Here is a 17,487-nt window from a genome sequence, read left to right as displayed (position 1 = left end):
TAGGTTTGGCAGCTTGTGTGGAGTACGTCTCGTCGTCGGGACGGGTCAGAGGTGCCTCAGCGACGTCGGCGGGCACGGCTGGTCCGGGCCGCCTTCGCCCGCTTCGCCGCGAAGCGCACACCACCGGGGCTCTCCCCGACCTCGACCCGCACGACGGTGGACAGCGGGTCCACCACTCCCTCGCCCACATGCAGGATGGACGTCGCCACCGCGCCGAGCTTGCTGAGTGCGGTGGCCGCGGCCTTCAGCTCCTCCTCGGCGGTATCTCCCTTGAGGGCCAGCATCTCGCCGTAGGGACGCAGCAGCGGGATGCCCCAGGTGGCCAGACGGTCCAGCGGGGCCACGGCCCGGGCGGTGACCACATGGACCGGCGGCAGCTTGCCCAGGACCTCCTCGGCACGTCCTCGCACCACCGTGACGTGGTCCAGGCCGAGCAGCTCGACGACCTCGGTGAGGAAGTTGGTGCGCCGCAGCAGCGGCTCCAACAGGGTGATGTTCAGGTCCTCCCGGACCAGAGCCAGCGGGATGCCGGGCAGTCCGGCGCCGGAGCCGACATCGCAGACCGTCACTCCCTCGGGAACGGCCTCGGAGAGCACCGCGCAGTTCAGCAGATGCCGCTCCCACAGACGGGGCACTTCCCGCGGGCCGATCAGGCCACGCTGCACGCCCGCCTCGGCGAGCAGTTCCGCATAGCGGACCGCATCGGCGAAGCGATCACCAAACACTTCCCGCGCCTGCTCGGGCGCGGGGGGAAGCTCCGCTGCCTCCGTCACGGGGACCGTCCTTCCGTACCGCGCCGGCGCTTCGCGCACCGGCCACCAGAACTACCAGGCTGACAAAGTTCGGCCCCGTCTGCTCAACAGACGGGGCCGGTGAAACATGGGGACCGATCAGGCGGGCAGCACGACGACGAAGCGCTGCGGCTCCTCGCCCTCGGACTCGCTGCGCAGCCCGGCGGCCTTGACCGCGTCGTGCACGACCTTGCGCTCGAACGGGGTCATCGGCTTGAGCTTGACGGCCTCACCGGTGCTCTTCGCCTCGGTCGCGGCCTTGGCGCCGATCTCGGACAGCTCGGCCCGCTTCTTGGCCCGGTAGCCCGCGATGTCCAGCATCAGCCGGCTGCGGTCGCCGGTCTCCCGGTGCACGGCCAGGCGCGTCAGCTCCTGCAGTGCCTCCAGCACCTCGCCGTCCCGGCCGACCAGCTTCTGCAGGTCGCGGCCGCCGGTGTCGCTGATGATCGACACGGAGGCGCGGTCGGCCTCGACGTCCATGTCGATGTCGCCGTCGAGGTCGGCGATGTCGAGCAGACCCTCCAGGTAGTCCGCCGCGATCTCACCCTCCTGCTCCAGGCGGGTCAGGGTGTCTGCACCCTCGGCAGCGGCGGAGGTGGTGCCTTCCGTCACGGGATGGGCTCCTTCTTACTTCTTGGACGGGGACTTGGGCCGCTGCGGGCCACCCTTGCGCTGACCGGACTGGGCCTTGCTGCGGGTGCCGGAACCGGGCTTCGAGGCCTGCTGGGCAGCGGCGGGCTTGGCGTCCTGTGGCTCGTCGGACTTCTCCAGCGAGGTGGACCCACCCGCCTGCTTGGGCCCGCCGGACTGGCGCTGGGACTTGGACTGGCGCTTGGGCTGCTGGCGCCGGGCCGCGGCGGTGCCGGCCTCCGTGGTGGTCTCCACACCGTCCGCGGTCTGTGCCACGGCCTGGGCCGTGCTCTTCACCACGGTGCCGTCGGCCTGGGCGGCGAGACCGGACTTGTTCAGGGCGTTGATGAACTTGCGCTCGAACTCGTTGCGCTCGCGGCCCTTGGCGACGATCGCCTTGACGATGGTCTTCTCGCTGCGGCGGCTGACCTTGCCGGCGTGCGTGACGTGCTTGGTCAGGCGCTCCAGGTAGGCGGCCTGGGCCTTGGAACCCGGGGTCGGGTTGTTGCGGATGACGTACATCTGCTGGCCCATGGTCCACACGTTGGTGGTCAGCCAGTAGACGAGGACACCGACCGGGAAGTTGATACCGAAGACGGCGAACATCACCGGGAAGACGTACATCAGCATCTTCTGCTGCTGCATGAACGGCGTCTTCACCGTCGTGTCGACGTTCTTCGTCATCAGCTGGCGCTGCGTGTAGAACTGCGACGCCGACATCAGAACGATCATGATCGCGGTGACGACCCGGACGTCGGTCAGCGTGGCGCCGAGCGAGGCGACCTTGTCCGCGCTGTCCGTGAACTTCGCCGCAAGCGGGGCGCCGAAGATGTGCGCCTTACGGGCGCTGGCGAGCAGCGACTCGTTGAGGACGCCGATCGTCTTGCCCGTCGCGATCGCGTTGAGCACGTGGTATAGGGCGAAGAAGAACGGGGACTGCGCCAGGATGGGAAGGCACGAGGAGAGCGGGTTGGTGCCCGTCTCCTTGTACAGCTTCATCATCTCTTCGGACTGGCGCTGCTTGTCGTTCTTGTAGCGCTCCTGGATCTTCTTCATCTCCGGCTGGAGCGTCTGCATCGCGCGCGTCGACTTGATCTGCTTCACGAAGAGCGGGATCAGGCAGATGCGGATCAGGATCACCAGGGACACGATGGACAGGCCCCAGGCCCACCCGGTGTCGGCGCCGAAGATCGCGCCGTACATCTTGTGGAACTGGACGATGACCCATGAAACGGGTGTTGTGATGAAGCTGAAGAGGCTGGCAATCGTGTCCACTAATCATGCTCCTTGGGCATGGGACGAGGTCTCTGCGGCCGGGCTCGGAGGAAGCTCGGAAGACGGGCTCCCGGGTTTCGCTTCGGTGGCCGGTTCGCCGGCGGAGGGCCCGCCCTTGCGTGCGCGCCAAGCGTTGCGCAGCATTTCGTGCCATCGGGGGCGCTTGCGCGGTGGGACATGGTCCACACCACCCAGCGACCACGGATTGCACCGGAGGATGCGCCAGGCGGTCAGTGCCGTTCCCTTGATCGCACCGTGCCGGTCGATGGCCGTGTAGCCGTAGTGGGAGCACGACGGGTAGTACTTGCACACCGGCCCCAGCAGTGGACTGATCGTCCACTGGTACAGCTTGATCAGAGCCAGCAGCGGGTACTTCATCGCGTGCCCCCTCCCAGCAACCGCTCAAGAGCGGCATCCAGGTCTCGGGCCAGCTGTGCGTGGTCTGCGTCGCCCGCTCCGGGCAGCGCTCGTACGACTACCAGGCTACCGGGGGGAAACAGAGCGACTCGGTCACGCATCAGATGACGCAGTCTGCGCTTCACTTTGTTGCGCACGACCGCTCCACCCACAGCCTTGCTCACGACGAAACCCGCACGCGTCGGGGGAGCGCTCTCCCCAGGCGCGTGCGGGTCCGTGGCACCGCTACGTAGGTGGACGACGAGAGTCGGGCGTCCGGCCCGGCGTCCTCGTCGAACCGCGGTCGCGAAGTCCTCGCGCCGCCTCAGCCGGTTCTCGGTGGGCAGCACGACGTCATGACCTGATCGGGATCAGGCGGACAGACGGGCGCGACCCTTGCTGCGGCGGGACGCGAGAATCGCGCGGCCGGCACGGGTGCGCATACGCAGCCGGAAGCCGTGGGTCTTCGCGCGACGACGGTTGTTCGGCTGGAAGGTGCGCTTGCTCACTCGGGGGCTCCAGAAATCAAATCGGTGGTGGCGGGTGCCGTCTTGGCTGTCACCGTGCGCCCACGAGTAGCTCGCGTCACGCCCGAGTGCACCGCTTCCCGATCACCTGACGTGACCTGTGCCCTTCGGAGGCAGGCGGCAGCAGCCATCGACAACTCGACCTGGTTACGGTACGCGGGGCTACGCCATCCGGTCAAACCGAGGGTCACGGAGAGACACTATCCACAGGCTGGGGACAACAACTTGAACCGCACCCGCCGCGCTGACTACCGTGGCTGAACTCCGATTCGTTCTTTTGTCCCCCGCCCCGGCGGGTTTGACCCACCGATCACCCGAAGTACCCCCCGACCCGTTCCGCGATCACACGTTCGTGGGACCTGTGAGAGAGCGTGCCCTGTGGCTGACGTACCCGCCGATCTTGCCGCAGTGTGGCCGCGAGTACTGGAGCAGCTCCTCGGAGAGGGCCGCGGACAGGGTGTCGAGGCGAAGGACGAGCACTGGATCCGGCGCTGCCAGCCGCTCGCGCTGGTCGCGGACACCGCCCTGCTCGCCGTGCCGAACGAATTCGCGAAGGGCGTACTGGAGGGCCGTCTCGCGCCGGTCGTCAGCGAGACGCTGAGCCGCGAGTGCGGCCGTCCCATCCGCATCGCGATCACCGTGGACGACTCCGCGGGCGAGCCGCCGGCCCCCGCGGCGCCCATGCAGCAGGCGCCCAAGCCGCGCTACGAAGAGCCCGAACTGCCGTCCGGGCCCTCCTACGACGACCGGTCGTACGAGGAACGGCCCTACGAGGGCTACGGCCGCCACCGCGGCCCCGACCAGCCGCAGGCCGAGCAGCAGTCCCGCGCGGACCAGCTCCCCGTCGTGCGCCCGGCGTACCCTTCCGAGTACCAGCGCCGCGAGCCCGGCACCTGGCCGCGCCCGGCCCAGGACGAGTACAGCTGGCAGCAGCCCCGGCTCGGCTTCCCCGAGCGCGATCCATACGCCTCGCCGTCGTCGCACGACGCCTACGGCTCCGGTCCGGACTACGGCCCGCCCTCCTCGGACTACCGCTCGCAGGGCATGGACCGGCCGTCGTACGAGAAGCAGCGCGGCGAGTACGACAGCCCCCGCGGGGACTACGACTCAGGGCGCCCGGACTACGACTCTGCGCGCCCCGATTACGACCCGTCCCGCACCGAGTACGACCAGCGCGACCCCGTCCGCCGCGAGATGCCCGAGCAGTCGCCGGGCGGCGGCCCGGCGCACCGCGGCGGCCCCGGCCGGCCCGACCTGCCCGCGACCGGCGCCCCCGGCCCGCTGGCCGCACAGCCCGCGCCCGCGAGCGGTCCCGGCGAGCCGACGGCACGGCTGAACCCGAAGTACCTCTTCGACACGTTCGTCATCGGCGCCTCCAACCGGTTCGCGCACGCGGCCGCGGTGGCCGTCGCCGAGGCACCGGCGAAGGCGTACAACCCCCTGTTCATCTACGGGGAGTCGGGGCTCGGCAAGACGCATCTGCTGCACGCGATCGGGCACTACGCACGCAGCCTCTATCCGGGCACGCGCGTGCGGTACGTCAGCTCGGAGGAGTTCACCAACGAGTTCATCAACTCCATCCGCGACGGCAAGGGCGACAGCTTCCGCAAGCGCTACCGGGAGATGGACATCCTGCTCGTCGACGACATCCAGTTCCTCGCGGACAAGGAGTCGACGCAGGAGGAGTTCTTCCACACCTTCAACACGCTCCACAACGCCAACAAGCAGATCGTGCTGTCCTCCGACCGGCCGCCCAAGCAGCTGGTCACGCTGGAGGACCGGCTGCGCAACCGTTTCGAGTGGGGCCTGATCACCGACGTCCAGCCGCCCGAGCTGGAGACGCGTATCGCGATCCTGCGCAAGAAGGCGGTGCAGGAGCAGCTCAACGCCCCGCCGGAGGTGCTGGAGTTCATCGCCTCCCGGATCTCGCGGAACATCCGTGAGCTGGAGGGCGCGCTGATCCGGGTGACGGCGTTCGCCTCGCTGAACCGGCAGCCGGTGGACCTGGGCCTGACCGAGATCGTCCTGAAGGACCTGATCCCCGGCGGCGAGGACAGCGCGCCCGAGATCACGGCCACGGCCATCATGGCGGCCACCGCCGACTACTTCGGGCTGACGGTGGAGGACCTGTGCGGCACCTCGCGCGGGCGCGCGCTGGTCACCGCGCGGCAGATCGCCATGTATCTGTGCCGGGAGCTGACCGATCTGTCGCTGCCGAAGATCGGGGCACAGTTCGGCGGGCGCGATCACACGACCGTCATGCACGCCGATCGCAAGATCCGGGCGCTGATGGCCGAGCGGCGGTCGATCTACAACCAGGTGACCGAGCTGACGAACCGGATCAAGAACGGGTGAGGTGCGGCTGACGCCGGCCGTACGCCGACGCTGAGGGCGCCTTCGGGATACGTGTCCCGGGGGCGCCCTTTGGCATGGCCGCTCTCCGCCATGCCGGTGCCCAGTGGGTGGAGTGTTGCCCGGGCGCCGCCCGGTGTTCGATTACCTGCCTGGTTACGGCCACTCTCCACAGATTCGCTGGGTTTCTTCCGTCCACATGCTGGGGACTGTGGAGTTGTCCCGAACGGCGTCCACAGGGAGCCTGTTCATCCCGCGTTCGCCCAGTTCAGGTGCCTGTGGAATCGTGGACGAAGGATCTCCACAGGCTGTGGACGCAGCGAAGATCCACAGGGTGTGTACGAGGTTTTCCACCGGCGGCCCACAGGCGGGAGCCGGTTGTCCCCAGTGATCTCCGGCTTCTCCACATGGCTGTCCACTGTTCGGCAACGCGACGCACCCGATCACCGCGTCGAGTGAAAGCCGTCACACGAAGGTGCCGGGTTGGGGTGTGGGAAACGTGGGTAAAGCTGGGGACGCAGCTGGGGAGAACTGCCCTCAGGCTGTGGGCGAGGTGTGCAGAACTTTCCGTTCTCCACAGATACCCCCGGTTGTCCACCGGCGTCACCCACAGGCCCAGTGGACAAAATCTTGGCTCTGAGCTGGGCAAACGTGGTTATCCACGGTATCCACAGGCCCTACTACTACTCCCAACTAGAGAGAGCTCGGAAATCGCTTTGAAGCGGGGGCTGTGCACAACTCGCCGTCTCGTGCCCGGCTGCCTCCCGGAGCGACTTGACCCCGACGGGCACCTACTGTCAGTGCGGTGCGTCAGACTGGTCCCCGGTGTCCTTCCCTTCGCAGTGGGCGGTGACACCGAGTCGGAGGACTCAGTAGCAACAGCAGGAGGCGGCTTACGGTGAAGATCCGGGTGGAACGCGACGTACTCGCGGAGGCAGTGGCGTGGGCGGCACGCAGCCTCCCGGCCCGTCCGCCGGCGCCTGTCCTCGCCGGCCTTCTCCTCAAGGCCGAGGACGGCCAGCTGAGCCTGTCGAGCTTCGACTACGAGGTCTCCGCGCGCGTGTCCGTGGAAGCCGAGGTCGAGGAGGAGGGCACCGTCCTCGTCTCCGGCCGCCTGCTCGCCGACATCTCCCGCGCTCTCCCCAACCGGCCGGTGGAGATTTCCACAGACGGTGTACGGGCGACCGTGGTCTGCGGGTCCTCCCGGTTCACCCTGCACACCCTGCCTGTGGAGGAGTACCCGGCGCTGCCGCAGATGCCGAACGCCACCGGCACCGTCCCCGGCGAGGTCTTCGCGGCCGCCGTGTCCCAGGTGGCCATCGCCGCCGGCCGTGACGACACGCTGCCCGTCCTCACCGGTGTGCGGATCGAGATCGAGGGCGACACGGTCACCCTGGCCTCCACCGACCGCTACCGCTTCGCCGTCCGCGAGTTCCTGTGGAAGCCGGAGAACCCGGACGCCTCCGCGGTCGCCCTGGTCCCGGCCAAGACGCTCCTGGACACCGCCAAGTCGCTCGGTGCGGGTGACAGCGTGACGCTGGCGCTGTCCGGGTCCGGCGCGGGCGAGGGGCTGATCGGCTTCGAGGGCGCCGGGCGTCGTACGACCACGCGGCTGCTCGAGGGCGACCTGCCGAAGTACCGCACGCTGTTCCCGACCGAGTTCAACTCCGTCGCCGTGATCGAGACCGCGCCCTTCGTGGAGGCCGTCAAGCGTGTGGCGCTGGTGGCCGAGCGGAACACCCCGGTGCGGCTGAGCTTCGAGCAGGGCGTGCTCATCCTCGAGGCCGGGTCCAGCGACGATGCACAGGCTGTGGAAAGGGTCGACGCCCAGCTGGACGGCGACGACATCTCCATCGCCTTCAACCCGACGTTCCTGCTGGACGGTCTGAGCGCGATCGACTCCCCGGTGGCTCAGCTGTCGTTCACCACGTCCACGAAGCCGGCGCTGCTCAGCGGGAAGCCGGCGGTGGATGCCGAGGCCGACGACGCGTACAAGTACCTGATCATGCCGGTGCGCCTCAGCGGCTGACCGGTTGTCCACAGCTGTTGACAGTGCCGGGTGCCCGGTGTGGGTGCCCGGTGCTGTGGCTGGGGGAGGTGGGGCCGCAGCGGCACCAGGAGGCCGACGGTACTGTGGCTCCCTCCGGAAAACCGCAGGTGAGCGCGTATGCCCACAGCTGTGCACAAGGGGTCGCGATTAGGCTCGGCTCGGCACACAGGTGCCTCTCACGCCACACAGCGACCTAAGGAACACAACTGATGGAGCTCGGTCTCGTCGGCCTCGGCAAGATGGGCGGCAACATGCGCGAGCGGATCCGCCGCGCGGGCCACACCGTCATCGGATACGACCGCAACGCGGACCTCGCGGATGTCCACAGCCTGGAGGAGCTTGTGGGCAAGCTCAGCGGCGGTCCGCGCGTGGTCTGGGTGATGGTTCCGGCCGGCGAGCCCACCCAGTCGACCATCGACCAGCTCGCCGAGCTGCTGGAGCCCGGGGACGTGGTCGTGGACGGCGGCAACTCCCGCTGGACGGACGACGAGAAGCACGCCGAGGAGCTGGCGGCCAAGGGCATAGGTTTCGTCGACTGCGGAGTGTCCGGCGGCGTCTGGGGGCTGGAGAACGGCTACGCCCTGATGTACGGCGGTGACGCCGAGAACGTCGCCAAGGTGCAGCCCGTCTTCGACGCGCTGAAGCCGGAGGGCGACTTCGGCTCGGTGCACGCCGGCAAGGTCGGCGCGGGCCATTTCGCGAAGATGGTCCACAACGGCATCGAGTACGCGATGATGCAGGCCTACGCCGAAGGCTGGGAGCTGCTGGAGAAGGCCGACTCCGTCACGGACGTCCGTGAGGTCTTCCGGTCCTGGCAGGAGGGCACCGTCATCCGGTCCTGGCTGCTCGACCTGGCCGTCAACGCCCTGGACGAGGACGAGCACCTGGACGGGCTGCGCGGTTATGCACAGGACTCCGGTGAGGGACGCTGGACTGTGGAGGCCGCGATCGACCACGCGGTGCCGCTGCCGGCGATCACCGCGTCGCTGTTCGCGCGGTTCGCCTCCCGCCAGGAGGACTCGCCGCAGATGAAGATGATCGCCGCGCTGCGCAACCAGTTCGGCGGGCACGCCGTAGAGAAGAAGTAATCCACAGATCCACAGTCCACAGATCCACAGGTCCGCCGACCTGTGGATCCACAGCCCATCAGCACTCTGAGGAAGGCCGGCGAAACGACCATGCACGTCACGCATCTTTCGCTGGCCGACTTCCGCTCGTACGCCCGGGCCGAGGTTCCGCTCGACCCGGGCGTCACCGCCTTCGTCGGCCCCAACGGGCAGGGCAAGACCAATCTGGTGGAGGCGATCGGGTATCTGGCGACCCTGGGCAGTCACCGGGTCGCCTCCGACGCCCCGCTCGTCCGCATGGGCGCCGAGCGGGCCGTCATCCGGGCGCAGGTCCGGCAGGGCGAGAGGCAGCAGCTGGTCGAGCTGGAGCTGAATCCCGGAAAGGCCAACCGTGCCCGCATCAACAGGTCCTCGCAGGTCAGGCCGAGGGACATACTGGGGATCGTACGGACCGTGCTGTTCGCGCCCGAAGACCTCGCCCTCGTCAAAGGGGATCCGGGCGAACGGCGGCGGTTCCTCGACGAGCTGATCACGGCCCGGTCGCCGCGCATGGCCGGGGTGCGCTCCGACTACGAGCGCGTCCTCAAGCAGCGCAACACGCTCCTCAAGACGGCCGCTCTCGCGCGCCGGCACGGGGGGCGGTCGATGGATCTGTCCACGCTCGACGTGTGGGACCAGCATCTCGCGCGGGCGGGCGCCGAGTTGCTCGCCCAGCGGCTGGATCTGATAGCCGCGCTGCAGCCGCTGGCCGACAAGGCGTACGAGCAACTGGCCCCCGGCGGTGGGCCGCTGGCGCTGGAGTACAAGCCGTCCGCGCCCGGTGAGGCGCACGCGCGCGAAGATCTCTACGCCCAGCTGATGGCGGCCCTGGCGGAGGCGCGCAAGCAGGAGATCGAGCGCGGTGTCACCCTCGTAGGCCCTCATCGGGACGATGTGATTCTCAAACTCGGTCAGCTGCCCGCCAAGGGGTACGCCTCGCACGGCGAGTCCTGGTCCTATGCCCTCGCTCTGCGGCTGGCCTCCTACGACCTGCTGCGGGCCGAGGGCAATGAGCCGGTGCTGGTCCTGGACGACGTCTTCGCGGAGCTGGACACGCGCCGCCGTGAGCGGCTGGCCGAGCTGGTCGCGCCCGGCGAGCAGGTGCTGGTCACGGCCGCCGTGGACGACGACGTACCGCATGTCCTGACCGGGGCGCGGTACACCGTGTCCGGCGGGACGGTGGAGCGCGTATGAGCACCGGCGAACCCACCCCCCAGAATCCGGGGAATCGGAAGCAGAGCGACAACGAACCCTCCGGCGTCGACCTCGCGCGCGTGGCGTTGCGCGCGGCGAAGGAGCAGGCACGCGCGCGTGGGGACGCGGCGCGGCAGAAGAAGCAGGCCCGGCGCGGCGGCGGGCTGCGCTCCGGCGCGCGCGCCGACGGCCGCGACCCGATGGCGCTGGGCGCCGCGATCAACCGGCTGCTGACCGAGCGCGGCTGGGAGACCCCGGCGGCGGTGGGCGGGGTGATGGGCCGCTGGCCGCAGATCGTCGGCGAGGACCTGGCCAAGCACTGTGTGCCGCAGCGGTACGACGAGGACGAGCGCGTGCTGACCGTGAGCTGCGACTCGACGGCCTGGGCGACCCAGCTGCGCCACCTCGCGCCCGCGCTGGTCGCCCGCCTGAACGAGGATCTCGGGCACGGCACCGTGCGGATGATCAAGGTGCTCAATCCGGGCGGACCGGCCCGCCGCCACGGCCCGCTGCGGGCTCCGGGGAGCTCCGGGCCCGGCGATACGTACGGGTGACGTACCTCACGTCGAAGCCGGTGACCGCGCTGCCGTCGCGGCGCCGTACACAGGTGTGGACAGCCGCCGAGGCACCGGCGGACCGCCATCTGACCCCCCAGTAGCCAAGGGTTGACGCCTCGAAGCGCTGAGTGCCGCTGTGAGCCCCTTGGAGCCCCCATCCGCATATCGGGACCCGGTCGAGGTCGGTTCAGGGCGGCACATGGGGACTCAGGTACCGGCAAACCCCCATCGATGTCAGACCTACCGGTAGACTGGAAGACAATCCCGCCCCAATGTGGGGACCGCCCGGGAAAAGCTGAGCAACGCTGATCAAGGCTTACCACCGCAACATGCCGCAGCCGCTCCGGCAACCTGCCGACGAGCCCGGCTCGTGCTGTGCCAGAAAGGGCGCTTCGTGGCCGATTCCGGCAACCCCAACGAGAACATCCCGTCCACCGACGCCGGCGTGAACGGCGAGCCCACCGAGGCCCCCGTGAACAGCGAGGCAGCAGCCTCTGCCTCCTACGACGCCAGCGCCATCACCGTGCTCGAAGGGCTGGACGCGGTCCGCAAGCGGCCCGGCATGTACATCGGTTCCACGGGCGAGCGCGGTCTGCACCACCTGGTGTACGAGGTCGTCGACAACTCGGTCGACGAGGCGCTGGCCGGGTACGCGGACACGATCGATGTCACGATCCTCGCCGACGGCGGCGTCCGGGTCGTCGACAACGGCCGTGGCATCCCGGTGGGCATCGTGCCCTCCGAGGGCAAGCCGGCCGTCGAGGTCGTGCTGACCGTGCTGCACGCGGGCGGCAAGTTCGGCGGCGGCGGTTACGCCGTCTCCGGCGGTCTGCACGGCGTGGGTGTGTCCGTCGTCAACGCGCTGTCCACGAAGGTCGCCGTCGAGATCAGGACCGACGGCCACCGCTGGACGCAGGACTACAAGCTCGGCGTCCCGACGGCCCCGCTCGTCCAGCACGAGGCCACGGACGAGACCGGCACCTCGGTCACCTTCTGGGCCGACCCCGACATCTTCGAGACCACCGAGTACTCCTTCGAGACGCTGTCGCGGCGTTTCCAGGAGATGGCGTTCCTCAACAAGGGTTTGACGATCAAACTCACCGACGAGCGCGAGTCGGCGAAGGCCACCAGCGGTGCGGACGAGGCGGGTGCGGACGAGAAGGCCGAGGTCAAGACCGTCACGTACTACTACGAGGGCGGCATCGTCGACTTCGTGAAGTACCTCAACTCCCGCAAGGGAGAGGCGGTGCACCCCACCGTCATCGACCTGGAGGCCGAGGACAAGGACAAGAGCCTGTCCCTCGAGGTCGCCATGCAGTGGAACAGCGGCTACAGCGAGGGCGTGTACTCGTTCGCCAACATCATCCACACCCACGAGGGCGGTACGCACGAGGAGGGCTTCCGCGCGGCCCTCACGAGCCTGATCAACAAGTACGCGCGCGACAAGAAGCTGCTGCGCGAGAAGGACGACAACCTCACCGGTGACGACATCCGTGAGGGTCTGACCGCGATCATCTCGGTCAAGCTGAGCGAGCCGCAGTTCGAGGGCCAGACGAAGACCAAGCTGGGCAACACGGAGGCCAAGACCTTCGTGCAGAAGGCGGTCTACGAGCACCTCAACGACTGGCTGGACCGCAACCCGGTCGAGGCCGCGGACATCATCCGCAAGGGCATCCAGGCGGCCACCGCGCGCGTCGCGGCCCGCAAGGCCCGCGACCTGACCCGCCGCAAGGGCCTGCTGGAGTCGGCGTCCCTGCCGGGCAAGCTCTCCGACTGCCAGTCGAACGACCCCACCAAGTGCGAGATCTTCATCGTCGAGGGTGACTCCGCCGGCGGCTCGGCCAAGTCCGGCCGCAACCCGCAGTACCAGGCGATCCTCCCGATCCGCGGCAAGATCCTCAACGTGGAGAAGGCCAGGATCGACAAGATCCTGCAGAACCAGGAGATCCAGGCGCTGATCTCGGCCTTCGGCACGGGTGTGCACGAGGACTTCGACATCGAGAAGCTCCGGTATCACAAGATCATCTTGATGGCGGACGCCGACGTCGACGGCCAGCACATCAGCACCCTGCTGCTGACCTTCCTGTTCCGCTTCATGCGGCCGCTGGTCGAGGCCGGGCACGTGTACCTGTCCCGTCCCCCGCTGTACAAGATCAAGTGGGGCCGGGACGACGTGGAGTACGCGTACTCCGACCGCGAGCGCGACGCCCTCATCGAGATGGGCCGCCAGCGCGGCAAGCGTGTCCGCGAGGACTCGATCCAGCGCTTCAAGGGCCTCGGCGAGATGAACGCCGAGGAGCTGCGCGTGACCACGATGGACCAGGAGCACCGGGTCCTCGGCCAGGTCACCCTGGACGACGCCGCCCAGGCCGACGACCTGTTCTCGGTCCTCATGGGCGAGGACGTCGAGGCCCGCCGCCAGTTCATCCAGCGCAACGCCAAGGACGTCCGCTTCCTCGACATCTGAGTCGGTCTCAGCTGACCGCACCAGGAAGGATCCTCACCAGCAATGGCCGACGAGAACACTCCGCAAACCCCTGAGACCCAGGGCGGCGAGCTCGCGATGCGCGTCGAGCCCGTCGGGCTCGAGACGGAGATGCAGCGCTCGTACCTGGACTACGCGATGTCCGTCATCGTGTCCCGTGCGCTGCCCGACGTCCGGGACGGCCTCAAGCCCGTCCACCGGCGCGTGCTGTACGCGATGTACGACGGCGGTTACCGCCCCGACCGCGGCTTCTACAAGTGCGCCCGTGTCGTCGGTGACGTCATGGGTAACTACCACCCGCACGGCGACAGTTCCATCTACGACGCCCTGGTGCGCCTCGCCCAGTCGTGGTCGATGCGGATGCCGCTGGTGGACTCCAACGGCAACTTCGGCTCCCCGGGCAACGACCCGGCGGCCGCCATGCGGTACACCGAGTGCAAGATGGCGCCGCTGTCGATGGAGATGGTCCGCGACATCGACGAGGAGACCGTCGACTTCACGGACAACTACGACGGCCGCTCCCAGGAGCCGACGGTTCTGCCGGCCCGCTTCCCGAACCTGCTGATCAACGGCTCGGCCGGCATCGCGGTCGGCATGGCGACCAACATCCCGCCGCACAACCTGCGCGAAGTCGCGGCCGGCGCCCAGTGGTACCTGGAGAACCCCGAGGTCTCGCACGAGGAACTGCTGGACGCGCTCATGGAGCGCATCAAGGGCCCGGACTTCCCGACCGGCGCCCTGGTGGTGGGCCGCAAGGGCATCGAGGAGGCGTACCGCACCGGGCGCGGCTCCATCACGATGCGAGCGGTGGTCGAGGTCGAGGAGATCCAGGGCCGGCAGTGCCTGGTGGTGACCGAACTGCCGTACCAGGTCAACCCGGACAACCTGGCGCAGAAGATTGCCGACCTGGTCAAGGACGGCAAGATCGGCGGTATCGCGGACGTCCGTGACGAGACCAGCTCCCGTACGGGCCAGCGGCTCGTCATCGTCCTCAAGCGGGACGCGGTCGCCAAGGTCGTGCTGAACAACCTGTACAAGCACACGGACCTGCAGACGAACTTCGGCGCCAACATGCTGGCGCTGGTCGACGGCGTGCCGCGCACGCTCTCCCTGGACGCGTTCATCCGGCACTGGGTGACGCACCAGATCGAGGTCATCGTCCGCCGTACCCGCTTCCGGCTGCGCAAGGCCGAGGAGCGCGCGCACATCCTGCGCGGTCTGCTGAAGGCCCTGGACGCCATCGACGAGGTCATCGCGCTGATCCGGCGCAGCGACACCGTCGAGATCGCGCGCACGGGCCTGATGGGCCTGCTGGAGATCGACGAGATCCAGGCCAACGCGATCCTCGAGATGCAGCTGCGGCGCCTGGCGGCCCTGGAGCGGCAGAAGATCGTCCAGGAGCACGACGAACTCCAGGCGAAGATCAACGAGTACAACGAGATCCTCGCCTCCCCGGTCCGCCAGCGCGGGATCGTCAGCGAGGAACTGGCCGCGATCGTCGAGAAGTACGGCGACGACCGCCAGACCAAGCTGATCCCGTACGAGGGCGACATGTCCATCGAGGACCTGATCGCCGAGGAGGACATCGTCGTCACGGTCACCCGCGGCGGCTATGTCAAGCGGACCAAGACGGACGACTACCGGGCGCAGAAGCGCGGCGGCAAGGGCGTGCGCGGCACGAAGCTGAAGGAAGACGACATCGTCGACCACTTCTTCGTCTCCACGACCCACCACTGGCTGCTGTTCTTCACCAACAAGGGCCGGGTGTACCGGGCGAAGGCGTACGAACTGCCCGAGGCCGGCCGGGACGCGCGTGGCCAGCACGTGGCGAACCTGCTCGCCTTCCAGCCGGACGAGGCGATCGCCGAGATCCTCGCCATCCGCGACTACGAGGCGACGCCGTACCTGGTCCTCGCGACCAAGTCCGGTCTGGTCAAGAAGACGCCTCTGAAGGATTACGATTCGCCCCGCTCCGGCGGTGTCATCGCGATCAACCTGCGCGAGCGCGAGGACGGTTCGGACGACGAGCTGATCGGTGCCGAGCTGGTCTCGGCCGACGACGATCTGCTTCTGATCAGCAAGAAGGCACAGTCGATCAGGTTCACCGCCACGGACGACTCCCTGCGCCCGATGGGCCGCGCCACCTCCGGTGTGAAGGGCATGAGTTTCCGTGAGGGCGATGAACTTCTGTCGATGAATGTGGTGCGACCCGGTACGTTCGTGTTCACTGCCACAGACGGTGGGTACGCGAAGCGGACCCCCGTCGACGAGTACCGCGTCCAGGGCCGCGGCGGCCTCGGCATCAAGGCCGCCAAGATCGTGGAGGACCGTGGTTCGCTCGTCGGGGCGCTGGTCGTCGAGGAGACGGACGAGATCCTCGCGATCACCCTCTCTGGCGGTGTGATTCGCACGCGAGTCAACGGGGTCAGGGAGACGGGCCGTGACACCATGGGCGTCCAACTGATCAACCTGGGCAAGCGCGATGCCGTGGTCGGTATCGCACGTAACGCCGAGGCCGGGCGTGAGGCGGAGGAGGTCGACGGTGAGGACGCCGTCGACGAGACTGCCGAGGATGCCGCGACCAGCGGCACGGACGAGGGTGAGGCGCCCTCGGCCGAGTAGCACGAGGAGTGAGTCATCGTGAGCGGAGCCACGGGCGCCGGATCGGCCGGTACCCCCACGGGTACGGAGACGGACGGCGGCGGCCGTGGCTCCGCCACGCACGGAACGGGTGCGGGGAGCGCGGCCGACCCGCACACGACCAACCTGAAACCGGTGAGGGTGTCCGAGAAGGGCTCCTCCGGCACGTCTGGATCCCAGGGGGGAACTATGACGGACACCCGAGGCCCGGCCGCGGCCGGCGAGGCACAGTCGTCGTCGCCGCTCCCCGGGGAGCGGCGCCCGGAGCAGCCCGGCGGGCCGTACCACCCGCCGCAGGCCTATCCGGCACAGCCCCCGGCCGGCGCCGTACGACGGCCGCGTACCGGCGCCCGGACGGCGCCGCGCACCCGTAAGGCTCGGCTGCGGGTGGCCAAGGCCGACCCGTGGTCGGTGATGAAGGTCAGCTTCCTGCTCTCCATCGCGCTCGGCATCTGCACGGTCGTCGCCTCGGCGGTGCTGTGGATGGTCATGGACGCGATGGGCGTGTTCTCGACGGTGGGCGGCACGATCTCGGAGGCGACCGGCTCGAACGAGGCGAACGGCTTCGATCTCCAGTCGTTCCTGTCGCTCCCCCACGTCCTGATGTTCACGTCGATCATCGCGGTCATCGATGTGGTCCTGGCCACCGCGCTCGCGACACTCGGCGCGTTCATCTACAACCTCTCCGCGGGCTTCGTGGGCGGCATCGAGCTGACCCTGGCGGAGGACGAGTGACCCGCCCTCCAGCGTGTTTGTGACTGTCCCCCGACAACCGATTTTGGGACTCACGTGGTCGTGCGCTAATCTTCAGGAGTCAGCGCGCGGGACACACCGCAGAGCGCGGCGGGGCTATAGCTCAGTTGGTTAGAGCGCATCCCTGATAAGGATGAGGCCACAGGTTCAAATCCTGTTAGCCCCACAGTGCCAAGACCCCCGGTCCGGATGGATCGGGGGTCTTCGGCGTCCGCCGCTCACCTCTGCCTTGCTTACCCCAGAGGTAATCGCGGCGCGCGGCGCGCGTGACTACGTTCGGTTCGTCGTATCGGAGCGGACGAAGGAGCCGGACGTGCCCGCATATGGTTTTGCGCACCTGCGCGACCGCGATCACCATCCCGACATCCTTGAGTATCTGGAACGCATCCAGGGCACCCTGGAACCCTTTCACGGCCGGTTCCTGGTGCACGGCCCGCCGGCCGAGGTGGTGGAGGGGGACTGGCCGGGCAGCATGGTGCTGATCGAGTTCCCCGGCCTCGCCGAGGCCCGGGCCTGGTACGCGTCTGACGCGTACCAGGAGATCCTGCGGCTGCGGACCGACCACATCGACGCGGACGTCGTGCTGGTCGAGGGCCTCGGTCCCGGATACGACCCGCGTGAACGCGCGGCGAAGCTCCGGGCGGAGGCGGCCGGAGCGCGGTCTCAACGTGCCGCGCAGGCTTCGCCGGCGGACCTTTGACATCACTGGCCGGTGGGCGTTCCCTGGAAGT

At 68.5% G+C, this 17,487-nt stretch carries 15 protein-coding genes and 1 tRNA gene; 10 read left to right on the top strand and 6 right to left on the bottom strand.

The window, feature by feature from the left end:
• Positions 1–56: 56 nt before the first annotated feature.
• From rsmG to rpmH, 6 genes are all read right to left on the bottom strand, one after another.
• Positions 57–773, bottom strand: coding sequence for a 16S rRNA (guanine(527)-N(7))-methyltransferase RsmG (gene rsmG / locus BFF78_RS21255; protein WP_069779836.1), 717 nt, complete (start codon positions 771–773; stop codon positions 57–59).
• A gap of 117 nt (positions 774–890) precedes the next feature.
• Complete coding sequence (locus BFF78_RS21250) at positions 891–1,403, bottom strand: Jag family protein (protein WP_069779835.1); 513 nt, start codon at positions 1,401–1,403, stop codon at positions 891–893.
• A 15-nt stretch (positions 1,404–1,418) separates the two neighbouring features.
• Positions 1,419–2,696 carry a membrane protein insertase YidC gene (yidC, locus tag BFF78_RS21245; RefSeq protein ID WP_069779834.1) on the bottom strand — a complete coding sequence of 426 codons (1,278 nt, stop codon included), beginning with the start codon at positions 2,694–2,696 and terminating at the stop codon, positions 1,419–1,421.
• Between the two features lie 3 nt (positions 2,697–2,699).
• Positions 2,700–3,074, bottom strand: coding sequence for a membrane protein insertion efficiency factor YidD (yidD, locus tag BFF78_RS21240; RefSeq protein WP_069779833.1), 375 nt, complete (start codon positions 3,072–3,074; stop codon positions 2,700–2,702).
• Entirely contained in the window at positions 3,071–3,442 is a 372-nt protein-coding gene (rnpA, locus tag BFF78_RS43475; RefSeq protein ID WP_079161413.1) for a ribonuclease P protein component, read from the bottom strand. The genes yidD and rnpA overlap by 4 nt, the downstream gene beginning before the upstream one ends.
• A 21-nt stretch (positions 3,443–3,463) precedes the next feature.
• On the bottom strand, positions 3,464–3,601 hold the full coding sequence (gene rpmH, locus BFF78_RS21235; RefSeq protein WP_003956500.1) for a 50S ribosomal protein L34: 138 nt from the start codon (positions 3,599–3,601) through the stop codon (positions 3,464–3,466).
• Positions 3,602–3,997: 396 nt separating this feature from the next.
• On the opposite strand from rpmH, the gene dnaA reads away from it, so the two are divergent.
• The 10 genes from dnaA to BFF78_RS21185 all read left to right on the top strand — a co-directional run bounded on the left by dnaA (position 3,998) and on the right by BFF78_RS21185 (position 17,456).
• Complete coding sequence (dnaA, locus tag BFF78_RS21230) at positions 3,998–5,974, top strand: chromosomal replication initiator protein DnaA (protein WP_079161412.1); 1,977 nt, start codon at positions 3,998–4,000, stop codon at positions 5,972–5,974.
• A gap of 895 nt (positions 5,975–6,869) precedes the next feature.
• Positions 6,870–8,000, top strand: a complete 1,131-nt coding sequence (gene dnaN, locus BFF78_RS21225) for a DNA polymerase III subunit beta (RefSeq protein WP_069779831.1) — start codon at positions 6,870–6,872, stop codon at positions 7,998–8,000.
• Between the two features lie 230 nt (positions 8,001–8,230).
• The gene (gene gnd, locus BFF78_RS21220) at positions 8,231–9,109 is read left to right on the top strand and encodes a phosphogluconate dehydrogenase (NAD(+)-dependent, decarboxylating) (RefSeq protein ID WP_069779830.1); all 879 of its coding nucleotides are present in this window, start codon (positions 8,231–8,233) and stop codon (positions 9,107–9,109) included.
• A gap of 90 nt (positions 9,110–9,199) precedes the next feature.
• The gene (gene recF, locus BFF78_RS21215; RefSeq protein WP_069779829.1) at positions 9,200–10,321 is read left to right on the top strand and encodes a DNA replication/repair protein RecF; all 1,122 of its coding nucleotides are present in this window, start codon (positions 9,200–9,202) and stop codon (positions 10,319–10,321) included.
• Entirely contained in the window at positions 10,318–10,875 is a 558-nt protein-coding gene (locus BFF78_RS21210; protein ID WP_069779828.1) for a DciA family protein, read from the top strand. Before recF ends, BFF78_RS21210 begins: the two co-directional genes overlap by 4 nt.
• A gap of 373 nt (positions 10,876–11,248) precedes the next feature.
• A complete protein-coding gene (gene gyrB / locus BFF78_RS21205; protein ID WP_069779827.1) occupies positions 11,249–13,345 on the top strand; it encodes a DNA topoisomerase (ATP-hydrolyzing) subunit B in 2,097 nt (698 codons plus the stop codon).
• A gap of 42 nt (positions 13,346–13,387) precedes the next feature.
• Positions 13,388–15,985, top strand: coding sequence for a DNA gyrase subunit A (gyrA, locus tag BFF78_RS21200; protein ID WP_069779826.1), 2,598 nt, complete (start codon positions 13,388–13,390; stop codon positions 15,983–15,985).
• 18 nt (positions 15,986–16,003) lie between these two features.
• Positions 16,004–16,738, top strand: coding sequence for a DUF3566 domain-containing protein (locus tag BFF78_RS21195; RefSeq protein ID WP_079161411.1), 735 nt, complete (start codon positions 16,004–16,006; stop codon positions 16,736–16,738).
• A 110-nt stretch (positions 16,739–16,848) separates the two neighbouring features.
• A tRNA-Ile gene (locus BFF78_RS21190) sits at positions 16,849–16,922 on the top strand.
• A gap of 147 nt (positions 16,923–17,069) precedes the next feature.
• Complete coding sequence (locus BFF78_RS21185) at positions 17,070–17,456, top strand: DUF1330 domain-containing protein (protein WP_069779824.1); 387 nt, start codon at positions 17,070–17,072, stop codon at positions 17,454–17,456.
• The last annotated feature ends 31 nt before the right edge of the window (positions 17,457–17,487 follow it).

The organism is Streptomyces fodineus (genome assembly GCF_001735805.1).
GTDB classification, from domain to species: domain Bacteria; phylum Actinomycetota; class Actinomycetes; order Streptomycetales; family Streptomycetaceae; genus Streptomyces; species Streptomyces fodineus.
This window is presented reverse-complemented; position numbering and strand designations above follow the sequence as displayed.

Bases quoted from the DNA above. Each gene is read 5' to 3' on its own strand.
- gnd (WP_069779830.1), top strand. From the start codon at position 8,231: ATGGAGCTCGGTCTCGTCGGCCTCGGCAAGATGGGCGGCAACATGCGC.
- gyrA (WP_069779826.1), top strand. From the start codon at position 13,388: ATGGCCGACGAGAACACTCCGCAAACCCCTGAGACCCAGGGCGGCGAG.
- BFF78_RS21210 (WP_069779828.1), top strand. From the start codon at position 10,318: ATGAGCACCGGCGAACCCACCCCCCAGAATCCGGGGAATCGGAAGCAG.
- recF (WP_069779829.1), top strand. From the start codon at position 9,200: ATGCACGTCACGCATCTTTCGCTGGCCGACTTCCGCTCGTACGCCCGG.
- yidD (WP_069779833.1), bottom strand. From the start codon at position 3,074: ATGAAGTACCCGCTGCTGGCTCTGATCAAGCTGTACCAGTGGACGATC.